The organism is Paenarthrobacter nitroguajacolicus (assembly GCF_051027655.1).
Taxonomy (GTDB): domain Bacteria; phylum Actinomycetota; class Actinomycetes; order Actinomycetales; family Micrococcaceae; genus Arthrobacter; species Arthrobacter nitroguajacolicus.
This window is the reverse complement of record NZ_CP073234.1, coordinates 3,801,008-3,823,340: the sequence shown is the minus strand read 5'-3', so window position 1 is coordinate 3,823,340 and position 22,333 is coordinate 3,801,008. Positions and strand designations below refer to the sequence as shown.

Genomic DNA, 22,333 nt, shown 5'->3' with positions numbered 1-22,333 from the left:
TTACCTAGTTGGGTCCGCCCCTTTCGTGGTGGGTGCAGGTGTTAGGGGCGCAGCGTCAGCGGACGACGGCGGCCGTCAACTTCGGTGGTCGGCCAACGGTGGTCAGTGGTCAGGACGCGCAGGCCGGAATCCGTGAGCAGCACCGTGTCCTCGATCTTCACACCGGGCCCGGACGGGTTCCACGTGAAGGGCTGGTTGAGCACCACCGTATCCGTGACGTCAGCGGTGACCCTGGGATCGCGGCCCGCGTAACCGGCCGGTCCGCCCTGGTGGTGAAGCGTCCACTGGTCATCGCCGAAGCCGTGCCGCGCATAGGACTGCTTAATCTCGGCGAAGATCTCGTTGAGGCGGGCCCCGGGCACCGTGGCCCGGAAGATGTCGGCCTCAACAGCGGCGATGCGTGCCTCGGCGTCGAGCTCCCGGGGAGTGCCGGCGTCGAACGCTACCCAACGGGTGACGTTGGCAACCAAGCCGTTCCGGCGCGCGCACACCACGGCCATGGCGCGGCGTCCGAGGGGGGAATGCGTGGCGAGCGGGTGCCGGAAGTCGCTCCGGGAAGCACCATTGCAAAGTAGGACAAGCGGCTCGGCGCCCACCGTCACCATCCGCGCTGCCAGCTCTGAGACGAGCTGGAATTCCGTGGTTTCCGGGGTCGCAGCCATGAGGACGTCCGTCATGGCTGCGGCTGCGTCGGCGGAAAGTGAGGCGTACCGGGCTGCCTCGGCAGGCAGTAGTTGCTGGCGGGCCGCCCGCAGCTCCGTGGCGACGGTCGCTTCCGCCAGCGGGTTGCCATCAACGGCCAGGTCCGCCGCGGCCGCATGCAATTGGCCGTGCCACGGAACCGTGTCCAGGCTGACCCCGTCCGGCAATTCCTCTGCAGCGATCCGTCCGGCCTCATTGTTGAAAGTGACCAAGTGGTCGCCGGAGCGGTCTACCAAGAGGGCCGCGATGGGGTCGCCGGCCAGGCTGATATGGACCCGGCTGCCGTCCAGGTACCAGGTAAGGGCCGTGTTGGTTGTGAGCAATAGCGAGTCGCGGCCCGCAGCGTCCAGAATGTCCAGCACCCGCTGGCGCTTTACCGCGCGGTCGGCAACGTTGCCGGGCGCAGTGGCCGCAGTCAGGGCCGGCGTGAATTGAGTAGGCGTGGTCATGCCGATTCCCCCAAGGTGGTGATGAGTTGTTCAATGTCTTGTGTTGCCAAAAAGCCGTCCGCGATGAGCACGGTGACAGTTCGTTTGACCGGGCGGCCGGGTTCGGTTGCCACCGGCGCATCCCACGCCAAGGACAGTCCGACGCCGGGGTAGCCCGAGTGCCGCACGAACCAAGGGTCAGGCGCTTGGGGCGCTGCAAGAAACACGAGCGTGGCCGGATGGCCCAGCCCGGGATCGCCGGCGACGTGCGAGGCCCCGGCGGGTCCGGCGTCGAACGTTCCGGACCAAGCCAGCCATGGCGCTACGCTGCCGTGCACGGCGTCCTCGCCCCTCGAGCCGGGAGTCCAGATGGTGGCGTCGCCGACCTTCGGCAGCCGCCAGAAAAAGCCACCGTAACCGCCCTGCGGCCGCCCGTTGGAGCCGGGGCTGCCCAGTAGCACCGGACGCCCCGTGGCGGATTCCAGGATGAAGTCCAACGTGAGTTTCCACGCTGAATTTCCGACGGCGGCCCAGCGCCACTCCCGTTGTTCCCGGAGTACCGGTGATCCGTCGGGGCCGAGCCAGCTCAACTGTTCGCGCCGCTCTCCGTCAGCGTGCTCCGCGGCTTCAACCACAATCTGTCCGTGGTCTTTCCGCCACACGTATGCCCCGGCGTCGCGGGTGTAAGTGCGGCCGCCCCAGAAGTTGATGCCGTCAACGTCCTGGAGGGCAACTCCTGCTCCGAGATGCCACACGTGATCCTCGGGGACGTGATCGGTAACCACGGTGCCGGCGAGCGTCCGCACGGGGTGGAGGTAGGGCCGCGGCGACGACGTAGGCCGGATACGGGATCCGTCCTCCAAAGTTGCGACGGGCGTGCCGTCTATATCCAGGGTGGGTCCGCCGGATAAAGTCCAAGGGGCGCCGAGCTCAGCAAACGTGGCCTGCCCCAAGGTTGCCCGGCGGATTAGAGACTCGATGCCATGCACCACGGCGTGGGCATCGTCGCCGGTGCCTTCCCACGTGATGAACTCCGAAGGTATCTCCCGGGGTGCATCGGCCGTGCGGATGGCCTCCAGGACCGACACATACGCGCCGGCCCCGGAGAGCGGGCTGAGGAGGTCCTGCTCGCTGCGGGCCGCCAGCAGGTTCTCCAGCAAGTCGATCCGTCCGTAGGTCTCAGTCCGGAGACCCCGTGGAGAGGTAACCTCCAGGCGGTCCTCCGTATAGAAGAGCGTGAGCTGCCCCAGCGTCCCGTGGATGGTGACCGACGGCGCGGACTGCACGGGAGCGCAGAGCGTCAACGCGCAGGTCAGGACAGTACCGCCTGCCATCCGGACCCTCACCACGGAGGTGTCGTCACTTTCGGTGTCATTCGCCCGGTAAAGGTCGGTATCCACGGATTCAACGTCCGCCACTGTCCGGGCGCCAGCCAGCCGGAGCCCGGTAGCCACAGCATGCGCCAAGGCATTGGTGGCCACTCCGTCCACCACGTCGGTCCCGTTGATGCTGCGTTTCCCGGCCCATCGGGACCGCTTAAAGTACGCCTTGCTCCGCAGCCACTGCCCCGTGGCGCTGATGCCGCGGACTTCGCCGATTTCACCGGATTCCACCAAGGTTTCAATCGCGGGCAGGGCCTCAGAACCCAGACTTTGGAAACCCACCTGCACCAAGCGGCCCTCGCTCGCGGCCGCTGCCATGACCTCCTGGTACTGCGCCATGGACGCCACCGGTGGCTTCTCCAGGTAGACGTTGGACCCGGCCTTGAGGGCAGCGAGGGCAAGCGGCGCGTGCGTCTGGATAGGCGTGGAGACGATGACGACGTCAGGGGCGGTTCCTGCAGCCAGGAGCTCGTCAAGGGAAGCAAAGGCCGCGACGTCGGGGCCGAGCGTTCCCTCTTCCGGGGGGTGCGGATCGGCCACAGCAACCAGCTCGAGGGTACGGTCAGCACCCAGGCGAGCAAGGTTTTCGAGGTGCCGTTCGCCGAAGCCGTGCACGCCCACGAGTGCGATGCGAGGGAGCCGGGCATGGCCCCCCGCTGTGGTGACGGTGAGGGGTTGTGTCATTGGTATGTCCTAGTGGAATCAGGTGTGGGCGTGCTGGTGGGTTGGCGGGGCTGCAAGGTTGCGGTGAGGAAAGACGCGGCTTCGTCCTGCATTGCCGGGGTGAAAACGTGGGGTTCCTGCCAAAAGCTCCCCGTGTAGCGGGCCGGCATATTCTCCAGGAGATGGTGATGGGCATCGCGCATTCCCTGTTCCGGGAAAAGCTGATCAGCCAGCCCGTATTGGACCAGGACCGTGGCACTGGAGCGGACTGACAGATCCGGCCAATCCCCGAGCTTGGCCAGCCCGGGAGTGTGCAGCAACCAAGAGTGTGCGTCCAGGTAGGAGGGCAGGAGCGAGCCGAACGTGGTCATCATGCACGTCACCACATAACTCCGGATCATCGGGCTCAGCGCACCGAGCACCATCGCCCGCCCGCCACCGCCGGAGAAGCCCACGCAGCCAAGCCGATCCATGTCCACGCCCGGAATCGATGCGAGGACACCCAATGCCGCGAGGTCGTCGTGCGCAACGGTCCCGGTAACACTGGTGCCGATCAGCGCTGCGGCCTTCGCCACAGTTTCCTCATGGGCGGCAGCCGCTGCGTTGAACCGTTCCGCTGCGGAAGGTTCGACGCCGGCCTCCCGCCAGAGTGCCTCCTGGCCGCTGACCGCATTGGCAGTTCGCCAAGGAAGGGGATCGAGTCCGAAGCGGCGGCTGCCCCACATGAAGGTGTCGTGGGCAAGGACGGCGAAGCCTTGTTGAGCCAACCACGTGGCGAATGCCCGGCCGCCATAGAGCTTTGCCCTGACATCGAGGGGCGGCAACCTAAGCGACGCAGAACCTGGGGCACTGCCGGGCCTCTCGCCCAAGGGGGCGCCGCCGTCGGGATTGCCCCCGCCGTCGGGATTGTGCCCACCGTCGGGCAGGGACACAAGCCGCTCAGCACCGCAGGCCTTGATCCCGCCGTGGCAGTGCAGGGCGAGCAACCCGGGCAGCGGCCCCGTGGCGACGGCCGGCCGCACGAACCACGCGGACGTCCTTGGCCCGAAACCCAACTGCCACTGCAGGCGCGAGGTGATGACGCCGTCGTGCTCTGAATCGGACTGCACTGCGTACTCGAGGTCCGGTGTTACGGCGGGCACGCCTAGTGTGTCAGCGAGTTGCCGGGCATCCTCGGAGTGGGCGGTGAGTCGGTGCCGGGCGACGTAGGCCGGCCAATCCTCGTAGCCAGCCAGTGCGCTGGGTCGGGTGGGGGATGCTGCCATGTCAACGGCAGTCATGGCAGGCGGAGTTAGTGGGAAACAATAGTGTCCTGCCTTATCGATGCGGAAGGGTGTGCGGTAGCGCACGCCGGGTTTCTTCAGCGTGGAAAACACGTTCAAGCAGCTCTGCAAGAAAACGCTTTCTCAAAAATTAGCAAAAGGCTGTACATGGGTCAAGAAAACGTTTACTTTGGTACGGAGCCGCTGAACACCGGGACCTGAGCCTGGTGCTTCCAAGGGGAAACGCCACACCAATGGCGGCGTCCTGGACGGCAAGCACCAACCACACTTGTATTCCGTGGATGGCCACGATGACCAAAGGAGACCACATGGCCGCTGTACTACGCACGGGGACGCCGCAAGGCGTTCGCGCTCCGGCGAGGGGGAAGCAATGAGCGCTATAGGCGAACTCTCCACGATGACCCGGCGCAAGGGTCCCATGTCCAAAGAAGAGAAGAAGGCGAACGGCCGCGACAACAAAGCCGCCTACATTTTCCTCCTTCCGTGGCTCATTGGCCTGGTCGCCATCACAGTGGGCCCCATGCTGATGTCGTTGTACTTGTCCTTCACGGACTACAACCTCCTGCAGCCGCCGGAATGGGTGGGGCTGGATAACTTCGTCCGCATGTTCGGTGATGCCCGCCTCCACAACTCGCTCCGCGTCACGTTCACGTACGTACTGGTGGGTGTGCCGCTACAGTTGGGCGTGGCCTTGCTGATTGCCCTGGTCCTGGACAAGGGGCTGCGCGGGCTGCCGTTCTACCGATCCATTTTCTACTTGCCGTCCCTGCTGGGCGGATCGGTGGCAGTTGCCATCCTCTGGAAGCAGATTTTCGGCACCACCGGCCTGGTGAACCAGGTCCTGGCGATGATTGGCATTGAGGGACCCGGTTGGATCTCTGACCCCAATACCGCCCTGGGTTCCATCATCCTGCTGCACGTGTGGACCTTTGGCAGCCCCATGATCATCTTCCTGGCCGGCCTTCGGCAGATACCCGTGATGTATTACGAAGCAGCCAAGGTTGACGGTGCCACCACGCTGCAGCAGTTCTGGCGGATCACCCTCCCGATGCTGAGCCCCATCATCTTCTTCAACCTGGTGCTTCAGATCATCGGATCGTTCCAGTCGTTCACGCAGGCGTTCATCGTCTCCGGCGGCAACGGCGGCCCGTCCGACTCCACCATGTTCTTCACCCTGTACCTGTACCAAAAGGGCTTCGGCCAGTTTGATATGGGCTACGCCTCAGCGATGGCCTGGTTCCTGCTGGTCATCATCGGTGTCTTCACCGCCATCAACTTCATCGCTTCAAAGTATTGGGTGTTCTACGATGACTAAACTCCAGACCCTCCCCGCGGCCTCCGATTCCTCCTCAGGGAAGGACGGCAAGAGCCCGCGACGCCGCGAATCTCCAGGCAGCCTGGCCTTCAGCCGCAGCGCCCGAATCAAGGGCCTGGTCAAGCACGCCATCCTGATCATCGTGGGCGGAGTGATGATCTACCCGCTGCTGTGGATGGTAGTTTCCTCCCTGCGACAAAACGACCTCATCTTCCGCGAACCCGGCCTGTGGCTCGAGAGCCTGGAGATGAGCAACTACACCGATGGCTGGTCCGCCCTGACGCACCCGTTCGGGCACTACATGGTCAACTCGGCGATCGTGGTCCTCGGCTCGATCCTTGGCAACCTGATCTCCTGCTCCATGGCTGCCTATGCTTTCGCCCGCCTGCAGTTCAGCGGCAAGAAGATTTTCTTCGGCATCATGCTGCTGACCATCATGCTTCCGTTCCACGTGGTGATCGTCCCTCAGTACATCCTGTTCTCCCAGATCGGCTGGGTGAATACCTTCTGGCCGCTCATTGTGCCCAAACTCCTTGCGACGGACGCGTTCTTCGTGTTCCTGATGGTCCAGTTCATTCGGGGCATTCCGAAAGACCTTGATGAGGCAGCCCGCATTGACGGTGCCGGCCACCCCAGGATCTTCCTCCGCGTCATACTGCCCCTGATGGTTCCGGCCCTGGCCACCACCACCATCTTCACGTTCATCTGGACCTGGAACGACTTCTTCGGCGCCCTGATCTACCTCACGGACCCGGACATGTTCACAGTTCCTGTTGCTCTTCGGGCGTTTGTCGACTCACAGTCGGCAACCAGCTGGGGATCGCTCTTCGCGATGTCCATTGTGTCCCTGCTCCCCGTGTTCCTGGTCTTCCTCTTCGGCCAGCGGTTCCTCATCAAGGGCATCGCCACCACGGGCATCAAATAAAACAACTAGAACAAGTCGGTGTCTTGTAATACAAGATTGTGACTTGTATCATAATCGCAACGGGAAAACGCTTTCTCAGTTCGCATCGAGATCAAAGAAGATCGGAGACAACAGTGCCGGTAAATCCAAAGGGTGAGGCAGCCGCCCCCGCAGCTGCCTCAAAAACCCGCGCATCAGCGCCCAAGTCCAACCGCAGGCTCCGTGCCTCCGCCCTCGTTGCGGCCACAGCTGCAGCAGTTCTCGCCCTCACCGCCTGCGGTGGCGGCGGAGGGCCGGAAGCAAAGAGTGCCGATGGCAAGGTGGAGCTCCGCTTTTCATGGTGGGGCGGGGACAAGCGTGCACAGCTGACGCAGGAAGCAATTGCGGCCTTCGAAGCCGAAAACCCCAACATCAAGATCAAGCCCGAGTACGGCGACTGGAGTGGCTACTGGGACAAGCTGGCCACCCAGGTCGCAGCCAACGACGCTCCGGACATCATTCAGATGGACGAAAAGTACATCACGGAATACTCCACCCGCGGCGCACTGCTGGACCTCTCCAAGTACGACATCGATACGTCCAAGCTGGATGAGGCCGCGTTGAACGCAGGCAAGGGCGAGGATGGGCTGACCGGCATAGCCGCGGGCATCAATGCCGCCACCATCCTCGCCAACCCGGCAGTCTTCCAGGCCGCGGGCGTCCCGCTTCCTGACGACAAGACATGGACCTGGGAGGACTTCGAACGCATTGCGGCCGAGGTCACCGCCAAGTCCCCGAAGGGAACGTACGGTGCGGCTGCCTACGGAACGGATGAAGCCTCCCTTGGCGTGTGGCTGCGGCAGAACGGCAAGTCGCTTTACACCTCGGATGGCAAGCTTGGCTTCGAGCCCTCGGACATCAAGGGCTACTGGGAATTTCTGAAGCAGATGAGCGAAAACAAGGCGGTACCCACCGCCTCGGAAATCGTTGAAGCTGAGGCTGCGCCACTGGATCAGAGCGGACTCGCCACGGGTAAGAACGGCATGGCGTTCTGGTGGTCAAACCAGCTTCCGGCTCTCGAGAAGGCTGCCGGCGGCGAGTTGCAGATCCTCCGGTTCCCGTCCAAGACGGGCAAGGCCGAAGATGCCGGGCTCTGGTACAAAGCCTCGCAGTTCTGGTCTGCATCTTCGCGGACCAAGCACCCGGAAGAGACGGCAAAGTTCATCGATTTCCTGACCAATAACGTCAAGGCCGGCGAGATCCTCCTTGCTGACCGCGGCGTGTATCCGAACTCTGAGGTCCGCGAGGCAATTGCTCCGAAGCTGGCCAAGGCAGACGTGAAGGTGGTCGACTTCATCGGCGCCATCAAGGAAGAACTCGGGGAGGCTCCGGCAGCCCCGCCGAAGGGCGCAGGCGCCATCCAGGAAATCATCAAGCGGTACACCTCCGAGGTCATGTTCAACAGGCTCTCGCCGGAAGAAGCAGGCAAGAAGGCCGTGGACGAAATGAAGTCCGCCATCAGCTAGCCCCTTCGAAACGGAAACCGCGCCCCGGGCGAATCATTCGTGATCCGCTCGGGGCGCGGTTTTTCGTGGGCCCACCGTTTCGCGTGCCCGCCCAACTAGGTAGCAGATGATGTCGTTATGACGCGTCAGAACGGCATCATCTGCTACTTACTTGGGTCAGTCTTCCGCGATGACGGCCACGGCTCCGGCGGGGACAACGCCGGTGAAGCGTGCGCCGCTGAGCAGTTCGCCGCCGTCGGCCTTCACGGTAACGTCTTCCTGGCCGTGGTTGATGGCGAACAGGAAGCTGTGGCCGTCAGCGGCGCGCCGCCGGACGAGTTCGACGCCGGAAGACACCTCGGTCGCGGCCGTCACCCCTGCTTCCTCCACGAGTCGGGCGGTCAGCGAGTCAATGCCATCGGCGTCGGGAAGCGTGGCGAGGTACCAGGCCGAACCTGATCCGACGGTGCGCCGGGTCAGGGCCGGGACGCCGTGGAGCGGGTAGTCGGTGAAAGTTGCCAGAACCTCCGTGCCCGGGGAGGCGTGTACGTGCTCGCTCCACACGGTTCCGGCTGTTCCGGGTTCAAATACTGTTCCGTCGCTCAACGTGACCGACGTGCCGGGGAAGAGCGGGTGGAATTCCTCGCTCCGCACCCCCAACAGTTCGCGGAAGGCGCCCGGGTAGCCGCCAAGCCGCACGTGGTCCCGCTCGTCCACGATGCCACTGAAGTAGCTGATGAGCACCGTGGCACCGGCCTCAGCCGCGGCAGCAATCGAGGTAGCCGCGGTGTCCGTCACGGAGTACAAGGTGCACACCAAAATGAGGTCATAGCCGGACAGATCCGACGACGGGTGCACAAAGTCCGCAGTGATCCCGCGCAGGTACAAGGAGCGGTGGAAGGCGCGCATGGCATCGAGGTATTTCAGCGAGTTGTTCGGGTGCGAATCCAACTCCGAAGCCCACCAGGCTTCGTAATCGAACACGATCGCAACCCGGGATTCCACGCGGGAGCCCTTGACTGGTTCCAGTTTGGACAACGCATCGCCGAGATCCACCACGTTCCGCCACACCTGCGTGTCACGGCCAGCGTGGGGCACCATGGCCGAGTGGAACTTCTCCGAGCCGGCCTTGCTTTGCCGCCACTGGAAGAACATGACGGCGTCGGCGCCGCGGGCTACATGCGTGAGGGAGTTGCGGAGCATTTCACCGGGCATCTTGGGCTGGTTGTGCGGCTGCCAGTTCACCGCCGACGTCGAATGTTCCATGAGGATCCACGGCTCGCCGCCCGCCACCCCGCGGGTGAGGTCGGCGCTGAAAGCGAGCTCAATCTCGCGCTCCGGGTCCGCGGCCACGAGGTAGTGGTCGTTGGCGATCACGTCCATATCCTTGGACCAATCGAAGTAGTCCAGGGCTTTGGTGGCGCTGGAGACCATGAAGTTGGTGGTTGCCGGGATGTTGGGGGTGACCTCGCGGATGACGGCCAGCAGCTCGCGGTAGTAGTCGATGAAGGCCCAGGAGTTGAAGCGTGCGAAGTCCAGCTGCTGCCCGGGATTGAGGGTGGTGGGCGCGGCCCCCGGTGGGATGATTTCCTCGAAGGAAGCGTAGTGCTGCGACCAAAACGCCGTACCCCAGGCCTCGTTGAGGGCCTCGATGGAGCCGTATCGTCGTTCCAGCCACGCCCGGAAAGCGGCTGCATCTTCTTCGCCATGGAACTCGCCAACGTGGCAGCCAAGTTCGTTGTCCACGTGCCAGAGCGCCAGGGCCGGGTGATTTTTGTATCGTTCGGCGAGCGCGCGGGTCATGGCGGTGGCGTACCTGCGGTACACAGCCGACGACGGCGTGTAGTGGCGTCGTGAGCCCCGCTCCAGCCTGATTCCTTCCGCGGTGATGGGGAGAATCTCAGGGTATTTGCGGGCCAGCCAAGCAGGGGGAGAAGCAGTGGCTGTTGCCAGGGCCACTTTGATGCCGGCCCCGTGAAGGTTGTCCATGACATCGTCCAACCAGCCGAAATCGTAGTGTCCTTCAGTGGGCTCCAGGAGGCCCCACGAGAAAATGCCGACGCTGAGAAAGTTGACGCCGGCCTCTTTCATGAGCTCGATGTCCTCGAGCCGGATGTCTTCCGGCCACTGCTCCGGGTTGTAGTCGCCGCCGTAAGCGAGGCCGTCGAGACTGTTCCAGACGGACGGACTGCGGGGGATTTCGGGGGAGGTCAAGGGGACTCCTTCGTCAGGTTGGCAGTGCTGGTACTGATGCTACTGAAGGTATGAGTGCAGCGTATCGGTGAAATTGCGATCTTTGGAAAACGCTTGCCCACTTTCGCGATTAGGGATATTGTATCGATTCAGAACGAGTGTAAGCGAGATCACTGCCACGTTGTAGAGAACTTGGAAGCTTGCACCAACTGAGCAAGGAGGCTCTCATGATCGATAGAAGGAAATTCCTCACCACCGTGGCTCTCGGCACTGCATCTGCCGCGTTCCTCTCTGCTTGTGGCCCGTCCTCATCCGCGGGACAGACGGGCTCCGCGGAGAACCCCGTCACCATCAACTACACCTGGTGGGGCAACGACGACCGGGCGGAGCGTACCCGCAAGGCGATTGCCCTGTTCGAGTCCAAGAACCCGGATATCAAGGTGAACGGAAACTTCACTGACTTCGCTGGATACTGGCAGAAGCGTGCCACCGAGGCAGCAGGCGGCGGCCTGCCGGACGTCATGCAGTGGGACCTTTCCTACCTGCGCGACTACGGCCAGCGGAATCAGCTTCTTGACCTGGGCACCGTGAAAATCAACACGGAAGCCTTCGATAAGTCCCTGCTCCCCTCGGGGCAGATCCGGGGCAAGACCTACGGCATCCCCACCAGCACGAACGCCTTCGCGGTTTACTACGATCCCGCCAAGCTCCAGAGCCTGGGAATCGCCGAGCCGGATGGACAGTGGACCTACAAAGAGTTCAACGCATTCATGCTCGAGGTAGGACAGAAGGGCAACGGAGCGTTCTACGGCGGCACTGACTACACCGGGGTGTGGTGGATGTTCAACATCTGGCTGCGCCAGAACAACATCCAGGCGTTCACCGATGATGGCAAGCTGGGCTTCACCAAGGACGACCTCAAGAAGTGGTGGAACACTACCGCCGAGCTTCGCGGCACCCCCGCACTCGTTCCTGAAGAGCGGGTCACCCAGCTCGCCCCCAAGTCCGCCATGGGTTCCAACGTCACTGCCAGTGAAGTCACGTGGGACAACTTCATGGCCGGCTACCTGGGCGACAGCGGTGCCAAGGAACTCAAGCTGGTGCCGGTCCCGTCTGACGATCCGGACAACCTGGGCCTGTTCCTCAAGCCCTCCATGCTCATGGTTGCCAGCGCCAAGACCAAGTACAAGGATGCTGCTGCCCGTTTCATCGACTTCATGGTCAACGATCCCGAGGTTGGCCAGATCTTCAAGACCTCCCGCGGTGTACCGGCGTCGAAGACGCAGCGCGACGGCACTACCTTCGAAGGCACGGACAAGCTGGTGGTGGACTACGAGAAGTCCATCGAGAAGTACCTCAAGGACGCCCCCGAGCCCCCCATCGTCGGTTTCGGCACGCTTGAAGCCTCCTTCAAGCGGGTCAGTTCCGAACTGAACTACGGCAAGCTGACCCTGGACGGCGCAGCCGATGCATGGTTCAAGGAAGCCGAAGACCTCATCAAGCAGAACGCCTGACCAGACCCATGCGTCTAATCCAGGCTTTCCCGACTGACGGACTGATCTCGTGACTCAAAGCCCAACCCTGAGCAGGCGCTCGTCGTCGTCCGCTTCCCCGCAGCCGCGCAAGTCGCGGCGGCGGGGCGCGGATGCCCGCGCCGGCTACACCTTCCTGTTGCCCTGGCTGCTCGGATTCATCGCCCTGACCGTAGGCCCGATGATTTCCTCGCTGTACCTGTCCTTCACCAACTACAACCTCTTCGAAGCTCCCAAGTGGATCGGCTTGGACAACTACACCACCCTCTTCCAGGACGAGCGATTCCTGCAGTCAGTGGGCGTGACCCTGAACTACGTCATCTTCGGTACCCCGCTGAAACTCGCGGCCGCTTTGGCCATTGCCATGTTGCTCAACAGCAAGCGCAAGGGCCAGGGCTTCTACCGGTCCGCGTTCTACGCACCGTCCTTGATCGGCGCGTCCGTGTCCATCGCCATTGTCTGGAAGGCGATGTTCGGTGACGCCGGCCCCGTGGACCAGGGCTTGTCGTTCTTCGGGATCAACCTCGGTGGTTGGGTGGGCAACCCTTCCATGACCATGCCCATGATGATCCTGCTGACCGTTTGGCAGTTCGGTGCCCCCATGGTGATCTTCCTGGCCGGCCTCAAGCAGATTCCGGCGGACCTCTATGAAGCAGCCTCGATGGACGGTGCCGGTCCAGTGCGGAAGTTCATGAACATCACCTGGCCCATGCTTTCCCCGGTGATCTTCTTCAACCTGCTCATGGAAACCATCCACGCTTTCCAGATCTTCGCCTCGGCCTACATCATCTCCAACGGTGAAGGCGGCCCGGCAGGTTCCACCCTCTTCTACACCCTCTACCTGTACTTGCGCGGTTTCAGCGACTTCCGGATGGGTTACGCCTCGGCAATGGCGTGGCTCCTGGTGATCGTGGTCGGCGTCATCACGCTGATCTTCTTCAAGACCTCCAAGTCCTGGGTCCACTACAGCGGTGATTCGAAATGACAACCATGGCAACACCCACCCAGCCCGCTCCCACGAAACCATCAGCGCCACCGGTGTACAACCCGAAGTCAGAGTCCACCACGGCCAAGCGCATCAAGAGCACAATCTTCCACATTGTTGCCTTGGGACTGGTGGCGATGGTCCTCTACCCGGCCATCTGGATGATCTCCGCGTCCTTCAAACCGAACTCCGAGATTGGCGGCGCCAACAACGCGTTGTGGTCGAACAACTTCAGCTTCGACAACTTCGTTACGGCCATGGAAGGAATCGGCGGCGTCTCCACGCTGACGTTCTTTACCAACTCGCTGATCCTGGCCGTCGGCGCCGTGGTGGGAACCGTCCTCTCGGCGTCCATTTCCGCCTACGCCTTCGCCCGGATCAATTTCCCCGGCCGAGGCCTGTTCTTCGGCATGATGATCGCCACCTTGCTCCTGCCGTTCCACGTGGTGATCATCCCGCAGTACATCGTGATCCAGCAGCTTGGCCTGGTGGATACCTACGTGCCGCTGCTGATCGGCAAGTTCCTTGCCGCGGACGCGTTCTTCGTCTTCCTCATGGTCCAGTTCATGCGCGGCCTCCCGGCCGAACTCGACGAAGCAGCCCGCATCGACGGCGCAGGACACGTGCGGATCTTCGGATCCATCATGCTCCCGCTGATGAAGCCGGCCCTGATTTCCACCTCCATTTTCTCCTTCATCTGGAGCTGGAACGACTTCCTCGGCCCGCTGCTCTACCTCAACACCCCCGAAAAATACCCGCTCCCGCTCGCGCTGCGGCTCTTCGTAGACCAGACGCAGTCTTCGGACTACGGTGCCATGATCGCCATGTCCGTCCTGGCGCTCCTGCCTGTGCTGGTCTTCTTCCTGGTGTTCCAGCGCTACATCGTCGAAGGCGTTTCGACGCAGGGCCTCAAAGGCTAAGGACAACAGAGAATGAGCACAATGAACGCCACAGGCAAGTCTTCGGGAAACCCCGGGATTCCGGTAAACCGCTTTGCCCTCTTCGCCGAGACCGTCCTGGCGGGAGTCATCGTGCTCCTCCTCTCCGTCCCCTTGGTGACGGCGCCGGCTGCCTATGCGGCCGGCGTCGCGCACCTGGAAAGGCACCTCGGCGGGAGGGACGATTCCCTCCGGAGCCTGTGGGGGAATTTCCGTCGTGCGCTTCCCGGTAGTTGGAAGATGGGAATCACGACGGCGGTAGCCGCCGTCGTGATTGTCCTTAACCTGTTGCTCGCCCTGGTGGGTCAACTGCCCGGCCGAGCGGTGATCCTGCCCGCTACGCTGATTTTCGCTGCAGCAGGCGCAGTGCTCTTCCTGCGGATCGCTGCCAATTGGAGCGGTGGCGTCAACTGGAGTGGCGATGCTGACCAGCAACCCGCCGACGTTCCCGGCCCGAAGCGATGGGCGCTTGCCTACTCGCAGGCCAAGGCTGATGGATTGCGGGACTGGACAGGTTCGCTGCTATTGCTTGCTGCAGTTTTCATGACTGTTGTCTTCGTTTGGATGCTGCAGGCTCTGTTCGTCATCGTTCCCGGGACCCTGGTCCTTGCCGCAGCTGCGATCAAAATCCGCTCCCATCGTTGAGATCCGACCCAACCCGCTGAATCGAGCAGAACCCTCCGTGTCGCCGCGCCCGTTCCCACCGCGCCCCAAATCCACTGCACCGCGAGCCCGTTCCACGGAAAGCTGGCATTACCCGCTGAGGCACCACAACTACCGGATCTTCGTCACCCTCTCCCTTGTGGGGAGTGGCGGCGTCTGGATGCAGCGTCTTGCTCAGGACTGGCTGGTGCTACAGCTAACGGGCAGTCCGGCCGCAGTAGGCCTCGCCGTTGCACTGCAGTTCCTGCCCATGCTGGTGGTGGGACCCATCAGCGGCGTGCTGGTGGACCTCTTCCCCAAACGCCGCATCCTCCTTGTCTGCCAATCCGTCGCCGCGTTACTGGCCGCCGGCCTGGCCGTATGGAACGCGATGGGTGGCACGGATGTCTGGGTGGTCTATGCGTCCTGTATTGCCTTGGGCATCACCAGCGCCATCGATGGACCGGCCCGGCAAGTTTTCGTCAACGAAGTGGTGGGCGACCAAGGATTGCCCGCCGCCATCGGGCTGAACAGTGCAATAGGCCAGCTGGGAGCCATGGCTGGCCCTGCGCTGGCAGGCGTGGTCATTGCCCAAGCGGGTCCGGCGGCGGCCTTCGCTGCCAACGCTTTGATAGGCGTATCTGTCTTGGTCATGATCGCGTCCATCAGGCCGGGGGAGCTGCACCATTCTTTGGAAGCGCCTGGTCCCACTGCCCGGAAAGGCCAGATCCTCGCGGGTTTCCGCTTCGTTCGAGCGCGCCCACCCCTGCTGTTGACCATGCTGCTCGCGGGCTTATTGGGTGCCTTCGGCATGAACGGGCCGGTTGTTCTCGCGGCGTTCGCGGACGGAGTGTGGCATAGCGGACCGGCCGGCTTTGGGCTCTTCAACACCGTCAGCGCTCTGGGAGCTCTTGCAGGGGCCTTGGTGGCAACACGGATTAAGCGCTTTGGGCGGAAGGGGATCGTGGCCAGTGCAGGGCTCTTCGGCCTGACGCAAGCGCTCGCTGCCTTGATGCCCACGCAGGAGTGGTTTGTGGTGATGCTCATAATCGTGGGCTTCATGACCCTGGTGTTCCTCACGAGCGCAGCCACTGCGGTACAGCTCGAGGCCGGGGCAAGCGTGCGCGGCAGGGTCCTGGCGCTGTACTTCCCGCTTCTGCTGGGTGGCCATGCCTTGGGCGGCTTGCTGGCCGGGTGGCTCACGGAGGACTTCGGCGTCCGCACGGGGCTTGTGGTCACGGGAGCGTTGGGCATGCTGTCCGCGGCCGTGATTGGCTTCCTGCTCTGGCGCTTTTCGGCCCGCCGCGGCGCCTAGCGGGCCGCCGGTAATTGCCAAACACCGTGCCTTCGCGTTGCGGGGCCCGTTCTGCAGGCTATTCATGGCAAATACCATGCAGGGCGGGCCTCACAACGCGTCAGCGAGCACTCATCTGCCTGAAACCAAGCCCTCGATCGCGGCCACATCCAGGATTCCGTCGCTGATCCACACAGTGTTGGTACGGGTGAGGGAAGCCCCTGCCGCCAGTTCCACCGCGGCATCCCATGCCAAGGCAGAACCCACCGCCGGGTAGTCGCTGCACCGCACGAACCACGGGTCCGCCGACTCCGAAGGTGCGCCAAACACCAGAGTGGCAGGGCCGCCGTCGAACTCTCCCGCCCAAGCCAGCCACGGCGCTACGGAACCGTGAACAGAAGGCTCGCCTTCGGCTGTGGAGGAGAAGACGCGCGAGGAAGCATTGACTGGAAGACGCCAGAAGAAGCCGCCGTAACCGCTCCCGGCCGCGCCATGGGAGCCGGGACTGCCCAGGGAAACATCCACGACGGCGGTGAGCCGGGTCTGGATCTCGAGTCGCCAGGTGCGCGCATCCAGGATCGTGCGGCTCAGGGAGCGCCGTTCGTTGAGGACGAGGCTGCCGTCGGATGTGAGCCAGTTGAGGTCAAGCGTGGTGGCGTCTTCTTCCCGGGCGACACTCGCTGTCTCGATCCTGCCGTGGTCCTTCAAATCCACGTACTTTCCGGCCGTCCTGCGGTAGCTGCGACCGCCCCAGAAGTTGCTCCCGTTGACGTCCTGCAGTGCGAAGCCCGCACCGAGGTGCCACACATGGTCCGAGGGCAGGTGGTCCGTGACCACGATGCCGGCTGGTGTGGACACCGGGTGCACGTAAGGCCGCGGGGAGAGGCCGGGCTCGAGGTTGCTTCCGGAGCGGAGGACTGCGGTGGGAAGTGCCGCGGCGTCGGTCGGGGTGGTGTCGGGGGAGAAGAGTGCCTCGGCGCCTGCGGTGGTCGGCCGCGCCCAAGGAAGCCCCAGTTCGGAGAAGGTGGCATGGGATCGGGTGGCGCGTTCCAGGATGTCCTCGATGTTCGGGATCACCGCATGGGCTTGCTCGCCCGTTCCTACCCATTCGACGTATTCCCGGGGAATCAACGCGGGTGCCTCGGCTGTGCGGATAGCTTCCAAAACCCGCATGAACGCGCCGCTGTGATCGAGGGGGCTTAGCAGCGGCGTGCCCTCTGACAGGTGCTGGAGAAGGTTCTCCGTGAGGTCGTCCCGTCCGAAGGTGTGAGAGGTTTCGCCCGCCTCCGTGTGGACTGTTACGCGGTCTTCTGTGTAGTGGAACACCGCCGAACCTTCCGTTCCGTGGAGTGTGACGTAGGGTTCCACGGATTCGGTAGCGCAGAGCGTGAGGGCGCACGTGATGGGCAAACCGCCAATGGTGCGCAAGCGGATCACGGAGGTGTCGTCCGCTTCGATATCGTTCGCGCGGTAAAGATCCGTCTCCACAGACGCGAGGTCTTTCGCTTCCCGCGCTCCGGCGATGCGGAGCGCCGTGGCGATTGCGTGGGCCAACGGATTGGTGGCGACGCCATCAACCACATCCACGCCGTCAAGGCTGCGTTTGCCTGCCCAGCGGGAGCGCTTGTAATAGGCACGATCCCGGACCCAACGGCCCGTAGCAGTTATCCCCTTCAGGTTGCCGATGCTTGGCAGCGCTTCCGTGGCTTCACCGCCCGCCAACTTTTCCAAGGCCGCGAGGGCGTGGGATCCGAGGCTTTGGAAACCGATTTGGACACTGCGGCCGGCCTGTCCCGCCGCTTCCTGGAGACGGAGGAAGTCGCTCATAGAGGCAACGGGGGGCTTCTCCAAATACAGATCCGCCTTGGCGGCGAGCACAGATAGGGCTAACGGAGCATGGGTCTGAATTGGGGTTGCAACGATGATGACATCCGGACGATGCTCGCCGGCCAGCAGCTCGTCCAGGTTCGTATGGACGGCTGTTGTCGCTGGCAGATCTCCGGGTGCCGGGGGATTGGGGTCGGCCACGGCAACAAGGTCCACCTTGCCCTGGTCGCTGAGCCGTTCGAGGTTCCGCAAATGGTGCGTACCGAAACCGTGAACTCCCACGAGGGCGATCCTGGCAGGGGCGGTCCCGGTGGCAGCGCGAGTCCCGAAGGTTGTTGGACTACTGGCGGACTGGGTGTCCATGGCTCTCCTCGGCTGGCGGCAACGATGACGCGTGACGCCGTCGCCTGGGTCTTCACAAAAGTGTTGGGGCGGGATTAGGCTACACCTCAGCAAGCGCTTTCCCGCGATTGGCTATGTTCAGTTTAGCTCGCTCACTCTCAAAATGTAACGATTCAAGCAGCTACAAATTTGGTGGATTCAGATGACGTAGGATGTCCTCTAGTGCGCGCAACAGCACGCCCGCAGCCTGAATCTGCCCAGTCAGACCCACCTGAACCGGAATGGACCATGCCCCTCTTCGACCTTCCCCTTGATCAGCTCCGCACCTACACCTCCACAGCAACTGCACCAGGTGACTTCGAGGAGTTCTGGGACCGAACCATCGCAGATGCCCGCGCACTCCCGCTTGATGCGGTATTTGAGCCAGTGGACAACTACCTCAGTGTGATCAACACTTTCGATGTCACTTTCTCCGGCTTTGGGGGAGACCGCATCAAGGGCTGGCTACACGTACCCGCGCAGCTTGAGCCAGGGGAGCAGCTTCCCGTGGTTGTGGAGTACATCGGCTACTCCGGTGGCAGGGGCCTGGTCAACCAGAACACCCGGTGGGCGCAGGCAGGCTACGTGCACTTCATCATGGACACGCGCGGACAAGGCTACGGTGGCGTTGCCGGCGACACTCCGGATCCGCACCCGTCTGCCGGTGGCATCAACTACGCCGGACTCATGACCCGGGGTGCCGATCACCAGGACAACTACTACTTCCGGCGGGTCTACGTGGACGCCTTCCGTGCGGTAGAAGCGGCACAGAACCATCCCGCCGTCGACCCTTCCAAGGTGGTGCTGGCCGGTGTGAGCCAGGGTGGCGGCATCACTGTAGCTGCTGCCGGGCTGACGGCCGGAAGGCTCGACGGCGTTATCGCCGCGCTGCCCGACGTCCCGTTCCTGCAGGACTTCGCTCGCGCGATCGACATCACTCCCCGTGGCCCGTACCCCGAGATCGCGGGATTTTTGGGACGGCACCGCGAAAAGTATGAGCCCATGCTGGCCGTGCTGAACTACTTCGACGGCGTCCACCTGGGCCGCGCGGCCACGGTCCCGGCGCTGTTCTCCGCTGCGCAGATGGACGATATCTGCCCTCCGTCAACGGTGTTCGCCAGCTTCAACAGCTACGGCACCGGCTCACGAGGACAAGGCGGCGCGCCTGAGAAGGACATTGAGGTCTACCGTTTCAACAACCACGAGGGCGGGCAGGAGCACCACTGGATCAAGCAGTTGCAGTTCCTGCGCAAACTGTTGTCATCTTGATGGGCGCGATTTGCCTGCTGTGAAGAACCGCGGCTATGGTGTGGCTATGACTAAGCGTTGGTATGCGTATTTTTCGTTGGCTCTGGAGGGGCCCGCGTCTAACTGACACGCATCCAACTTTCCTTCAGAGCCAACAGGGCAGAGATTATTCTCTGCCCTTCGCCATATCCGGCGGGTTCTGAAAAGGGGCCCGCTCCGCATCCCGGAACAGGACCCAGAAATGACCAGCATCGCCGCAGAACCCACCGCATCGCTCGACTCCGCTGAATCCGGAGCCGCTGCTCAGCCCGCTACCTCCAATCTGCGGGTTGCCCGATTCGAGCCGCTTCCCGCCCCGCAGGACCTCATCGCCGAGTTGCCGCTCGACGGCCGCTCGGCTGCCGTCGTCGACCGTGGCCGCGACCAGGTCCGCGCCATCATGGACGGCGTGGACGATCGCCTCCTGGTGATCGTTGGCCCGTGCTCCATCCACGATCCCAAGGCTGGTCTCGAATACGCCCGCCGGTTGGTCAGCCAGGCCGAGAAGCACAAAGAAGACCTGCTGATCGTCATGCGGACCTACTTCGAAAAGCCGCGCACCACTGTGGGCTGGAAGGGCCTCATCAACGATCCCCACCTGGACGGCAGCCACGACATCGCCGCCGGCCTGCGCGCAGCCCGCGGATTCCTGAAGCAGGTCACCGCATTGGGTTTGCCCACGGCCACAGAATTCCTGGAGCCCATCAGCCCGCAGTACATGGCTGACCTCGTCTCCTGGGGCGCGATCGGCGCCCGCACCACGGAGAGCCAGATCCATCGCCAGCTCGCATCCGGGCTGTCCATGCCTATCGGCTTCAAGAATGGAACCGACGGCGATCTCCAGGTGGCCATCGACGCTTGCGGTGCCTCCGCCGCTGAGCAGGCCTTCCTGGGAATCGACGACGACGGCCGCGCGGCTCTCGTTGCGACGTCCGGAAACCCTGACACACACGTGATCCTCCGCGGCGGACGCAAGGGTCCCAACTACTCCGCTGCCGATGTGGCAGCTGCGTCATCCAAGCTTGCAGCAAAGGGGCTGAACCCGCGCTTGATCGTGGATGCCAGCCACGCCAACAGTGGCAAGAGCCATCACCGGCAGGCCGAGGTTGCACTGGAAATCGGGGCGCAGCTCGAAGCGGGGGAGACCTCGCCGATTGCCGGCGTCATGCTGGAGAGTTTCCTTGTAGGAGGCGCGCAGAACCTGGATGTGGCCAAGCAGCTCGCGGGGGAGCAGGAGCTTGTTTACGGCCAGAGCGTCACGGATGCCTGCATGGAATGGGATGTTACGGCCTCCGTGTTGGAGCAGCTCGCAGCGTCGGCACGGAAGCGTCGTGCGGTGGTTGCGGCGTAGATCCGGAAGCCCGAGCGTGGGGTTGTCCCCAAGTTACTGGAGGCTCTTTCACATTGGCACCATCAGCCTCTAGAGTATCTAGCACATGGTTGTTTGATGGCTCAGCATCGGCACACCGTTCCACTGGGGGTGTCCTACTGTCTGAGAGCAAAGGAATATGGGAAATGTCCGCGGAGACTAACTTCTCGAATGCGCGTTTCATGACGGTGGCCGAGGTGGCCGATGTCCTGCGTGTTTCCAAAATGACCGTGTATCGCTTGGTCCACTCAGGGGAAATGCCCGCCGTAAGGTTCGGCCGTTCCTTCCGGGTTCCTGAAGAGGCCGTCGCCCAGTACCTCAAAGGTGCCGTGGTGGACGGGCAATCCGAGACCGCCTGAGGGTTTCATGAGTCCGTCCCGCGGACCGTGGTCATGGGGTGCCCCTTTGAAGCGGTACTCTGTTAAGGAACGTTTTACGTCAATGTAAGAATCTGTCAGTTGTACTTGTCTGCTTCCGTGGATCTGTTCCAACAGACAGGAACTTCTAGTTTGTAAGGAACTTTCGTGGGTTCAGTTATTAAGAAGCGCCGCAAGCGTATGGCCAAGAAGAAGCACCGCAAGCTGCTTCGTAAGACTCGCCACCAGCGCCGCAATAAGAAGTAGAGATACTTCTTCAAGCGTGAATGCCCGTTGCCTTTCGAGGTGGCGGGCATTTTTGCATCCCAACGCTCTCTCACGTCCCTCAGGTTTGGTGGGGTCGCTCTCTCACGTCCCTCGGGTTTGGTGGGGATGCTCTCTCAGGTCCCTCGGGTTTGGTGGGGATGCTCTCTCAGGTCCCTCGGGTTTGGTGGGGATGCTCTCTCAGGTCCCTCGGGTTTGGTGGGGATGCTCTCTCAGGTCCCTCGGGTTTGGTGGGGATGCTCTCTCAGGTCCCTCGGGTTTGGTGGGGATGCTCTCTCAGGTCCCTCGGGAAAAGCCCGCGCTGACCGCCGGATCCTGCCATGCTGATCGCAGAGCGCTTTTGATCTTCTGCGTGGCTGCCGAAAAGTTGTCTGCCAAGTCATTCTTGCCAAATTTGAGTACCGTCCAGCCTGCTGCTTCGAATGCTTTGTCGCGCCGCCGATCGCTGAATATTTGTTCCCGCTCGTGGTGATGACCGCCGTCATACTGGAGGGCTACTCGCCGAGCACGAAAGCCCAGGTCCGCGGACGGGGAGAACGGATCATTCTGTCGGAGCTGCACCTGCAGTTCCGGTTCGGGAATTCCTGCGTCCAACATCGCCAAGCGGAGCAGCGACTCGGGTGCGGAATCGGCGCCCACCCGCATGAGGTCGAGTGCTTCTCTTGCCCGAACAACGCCCTGCAGATTCTTGTGTCTGCCCACCAAATCGCGAAGAGCCTTAAGCGTGGTGAAAGCAGTTTCGCGTTCTTCGAACTCCGGCCTGGGAGTGCGAATGAGCTGGTCGCCCATGCAGACGAGGTCGGGAAGCGGCAGGCGTCGTGCGAGATCCAACCAGGTCCGCGACCGAGTGCTCATCCAGATGCCTTGGACGTACTCGATCTCATCCGCGGAGGCTACTACCGTATGTCCGATCACTCCCTTACGCCGCACTGAGGGGAGATGCCTGGGCTTACTGAGGTGCAATTCGTTGGAATCTGATAACCAAGGTGGGAGAAATGTGCCATGAATCCGGGCAGCGGTTACATGGGAAATCCATGCCCCGGGAGTTGCAGCTGACAGCGATCTTGCAGCCGCCGACAGCTC

Annotated in this window: 18 protein-coding genes; 12 read left to right on the top strand and 6 right to left on the bottom strand. The window is 62.8% G+C overall.

Annotated features, from left to right (window positions below):
* Window positions 1–41: 41 nt before the first annotated feature.
* From KCX59_RS17985 to KCX59_RS17975, 3 genes are read right to left on the bottom strand one after another with little or no spacing between them, the layout of a single operon-like run.
* The gene (locus KCX59_RS17985) at window positions 42–1,151 is read right to left on the bottom strand and encodes a M24 family metallopeptidase (protein WP_179017049.1); all 1,110 of its coding nucleotides are present in this window, start codon (window positions 1,149–1,151) and stop codon (window positions 42–44) included.
* Complete coding sequence (locus KCX59_RS17980; protein ID WP_179017048.1) at window positions 1,148–3,196, bottom strand: DUF6807 family protein; 2,049 nt, start codon at window positions 3,194–3,196, stop codon at window positions 1,148–1,150. Before KCX59_RS17980 ends, KCX59_RS17985 begins: the two co-directional genes overlap by 4 nt.
* Window positions 3,193–4,455, bottom strand: a complete 1,263-nt coding sequence (locus KCX59_RS17975; protein ID WP_179017047.1) for a dienelactone hydrolase family protein — start codon at window positions 4,453–4,455, stop codon at window positions 3,193–3,195. Before KCX59_RS17975 ends, KCX59_RS17980 begins: the two co-directional genes overlap by 4 nt.
* A gap of 373 nt (window positions 4,456–4,828) precedes the next feature.
* Here KCX59_RS17975 and KCX59_RS17970 point away from each other — a divergent pair, with 373 nt between their 5' ends.
* The 3 genes from KCX59_RS17970 to KCX59_RS17960 all read left to right on the top strand — a co-directional run bounded on the left by KCX59_RS17970 (window position 4,829) and on the right by KCX59_RS17960 (window position 8,182).
* On the top strand, window positions 4,829–5,773 hold the full coding sequence (locus KCX59_RS17970) for a carbohydrate ABC transporter permease (protein WP_091470463.1): 945 nt from the start codon (window positions 4,829–4,831) through the stop codon (window positions 5,771–5,773).
* Complete coding sequence (locus KCX59_RS17965; protein WP_178995173.1) at window positions 5,766–6,698, top strand: carbohydrate ABC transporter permease; 933 nt, start codon at window positions 5,766–5,768, stop codon at window positions 6,696–6,698. The genes KCX59_RS17970 and KCX59_RS17965 overlap by 8 nt, the downstream gene beginning before the upstream one ends.
* A 113-nt stretch (window positions 6,699–6,811) precedes the next feature.
* Entirely contained in the window at window positions 6,812–8,182 is a 1,371-nt protein-coding gene (locus KCX59_RS17960; RefSeq protein ID WP_179017046.1) for an ABC transporter substrate-binding protein, read from the top strand.
* 156 nt (window positions 8,183–8,338) lie between these two features.
* On the opposite strand, the gene KCX59_RS17955 is transcribed toward KCX59_RS17960, so the two are convergent.
* A complete protein-coding gene (locus KCX59_RS17955) occupies window positions 8,339–10,375 on the bottom strand; it encodes a beta-galactosidase (RefSeq protein WP_179017045.1) in 2,037 nt (678 codons plus the stop codon).
* Window positions 10,376–10,581: 206 nt separating this feature from the next.
* Here KCX59_RS17955 and KCX59_RS17950 point away from each other — a divergent pair, with 206 nt between their 5' ends.
* The 5 genes from KCX59_RS17950 to KCX59_RS17930 are packed head-to-tail and all read left to right on the top strand — an operon-like array spanning window position 10,582 to window position 15,766.
* The gene (locus KCX59_RS17950; RefSeq protein WP_091470467.1) at window positions 10,582–11,868 is read left to right on the top strand and encodes an ABC transporter substrate-binding protein; all 1,287 of its coding nucleotides are present in this window, start codon (window positions 10,582–10,584) and stop codon (window positions 11,866–11,868) included.
* A gap of 49 nt (window positions 11,869–11,917) precedes the next feature.
* Window positions 11,918–12,871, top strand: a complete 954-nt coding sequence (locus KCX59_RS17945; RefSeq protein ID WP_091470469.1) for a carbohydrate ABC transporter permease — start codon at window positions 11,918–11,920, stop codon at window positions 12,869–12,871.
* On the top strand, window positions 12,868–13,791 hold the full coding sequence (locus tag KCX59_RS17940; protein WP_179017044.1) for a carbohydrate ABC transporter permease: 924 nt from the start codon (window positions 12,868–12,870) through the stop codon (window positions 13,789–13,791). The genes KCX59_RS17945 and KCX59_RS17940 overlap by 4 nt, the downstream gene beginning before the upstream one ends.
* Window positions 13,792–13,803: 12 nt before the next feature.
* On the top strand, window positions 13,804–14,454 hold the full coding sequence (locus KCX59_RS17935) for a Poxvirus protein I5 (RefSeq protein WP_256871359.1): 651 nt from the start codon (window positions 13,804–13,806) through the stop codon (window positions 14,452–14,454).
* A 37-nt stretch (window positions 14,455–14,491) separates the two neighbouring features.
* Complete coding sequence (locus KCX59_RS17930) at window positions 14,492–15,766, top strand: MFS transporter (protein ID WP_178995167.1); 1,275 nt, start codon at window positions 14,492–14,494, stop codon at window positions 15,764–15,766.
* A gap of 111 nt (window positions 15,767–15,877) precedes the next feature.
* Here the strand turns inward: KCX59_RS17930 and KCX59_RS17925 are convergent, their stop codons facing one another.
* The gene (locus KCX59_RS17925; protein WP_179017043.1) at window positions 15,878–17,935 is read right to left on the bottom strand and encodes a DUF6807 family protein; all 2,058 of its coding nucleotides are present in this window, start codon (window positions 17,933–17,935) and stop codon (window positions 15,878–15,880) included.
* A 267-nt stretch (window positions 17,936–18,202) separates the two neighbouring features.
* Between KCX59_RS17925 and KCX59_RS17920 the strand changes: the two genes are divergently transcribed.
* From KCX59_RS17920 to KCX59_RS17905, 4 genes are all read left to right on the top strand, one after another.
* Window positions 18,203–19,222 (top strand): acetylxylan esterase, encoded by a 1,020-nt coding sequence (locus tag KCX59_RS17920; RefSeq protein WP_179017086.1) that lies wholly within the window; start codon window positions 18,203–18,205, stop codon window positions 19,220–19,222.
* Window positions 19,223–19,442: 220 nt separating this feature from the next.
* Complete coding sequence (locus KCX59_RS17915) at window positions 19,443–20,591, top strand: 3-deoxy-7-phosphoheptulonate synthase (protein WP_091470478.1); 1,149 nt, start codon at window positions 19,443–19,445, stop codon at window positions 20,589–20,591.
* A gap of 164 nt (window positions 20,592–20,755) precedes the next feature.
* Window positions 20,756–20,968: a helix-turn-helix domain-containing protein gene (locus KCX59_RS17910; RefSeq protein WP_017199160.1), complete on the top strand. Its 213-nt coding sequence runs from the start codon at window positions 20,756–20,758 to the stop codon at window positions 20,966–20,968.
* Between the two features lie 165 nt (window positions 20,969–21,133).
* The gene (locus KCX59_RS17905) at window positions 21,134–21,232 is read left to right on the top strand and encodes a 30S ribosomal protein bS22 (protein WP_003792170.1); all 99 of its coding nucleotides are present in this window, start codon (window positions 21,134–21,136) and stop codon (window positions 21,230–21,232) included.
* 294 nt (window positions 21,233–21,526) lie between these two features.
* On the opposite strand, the gene KCX59_RS17900 is transcribed toward KCX59_RS17905, so the two are convergent.
* Complete coding sequence (locus KCX59_RS17900) at window positions 21,527–22,105, bottom strand: endonuclease domain-containing protein (RefSeq protein ID WP_306294132.1); 579 nt, start codon at window positions 22,103–22,105, stop codon at window positions 21,527–21,529.
* Window positions 22,106–22,333: the final 228 nt, after the last annotated feature.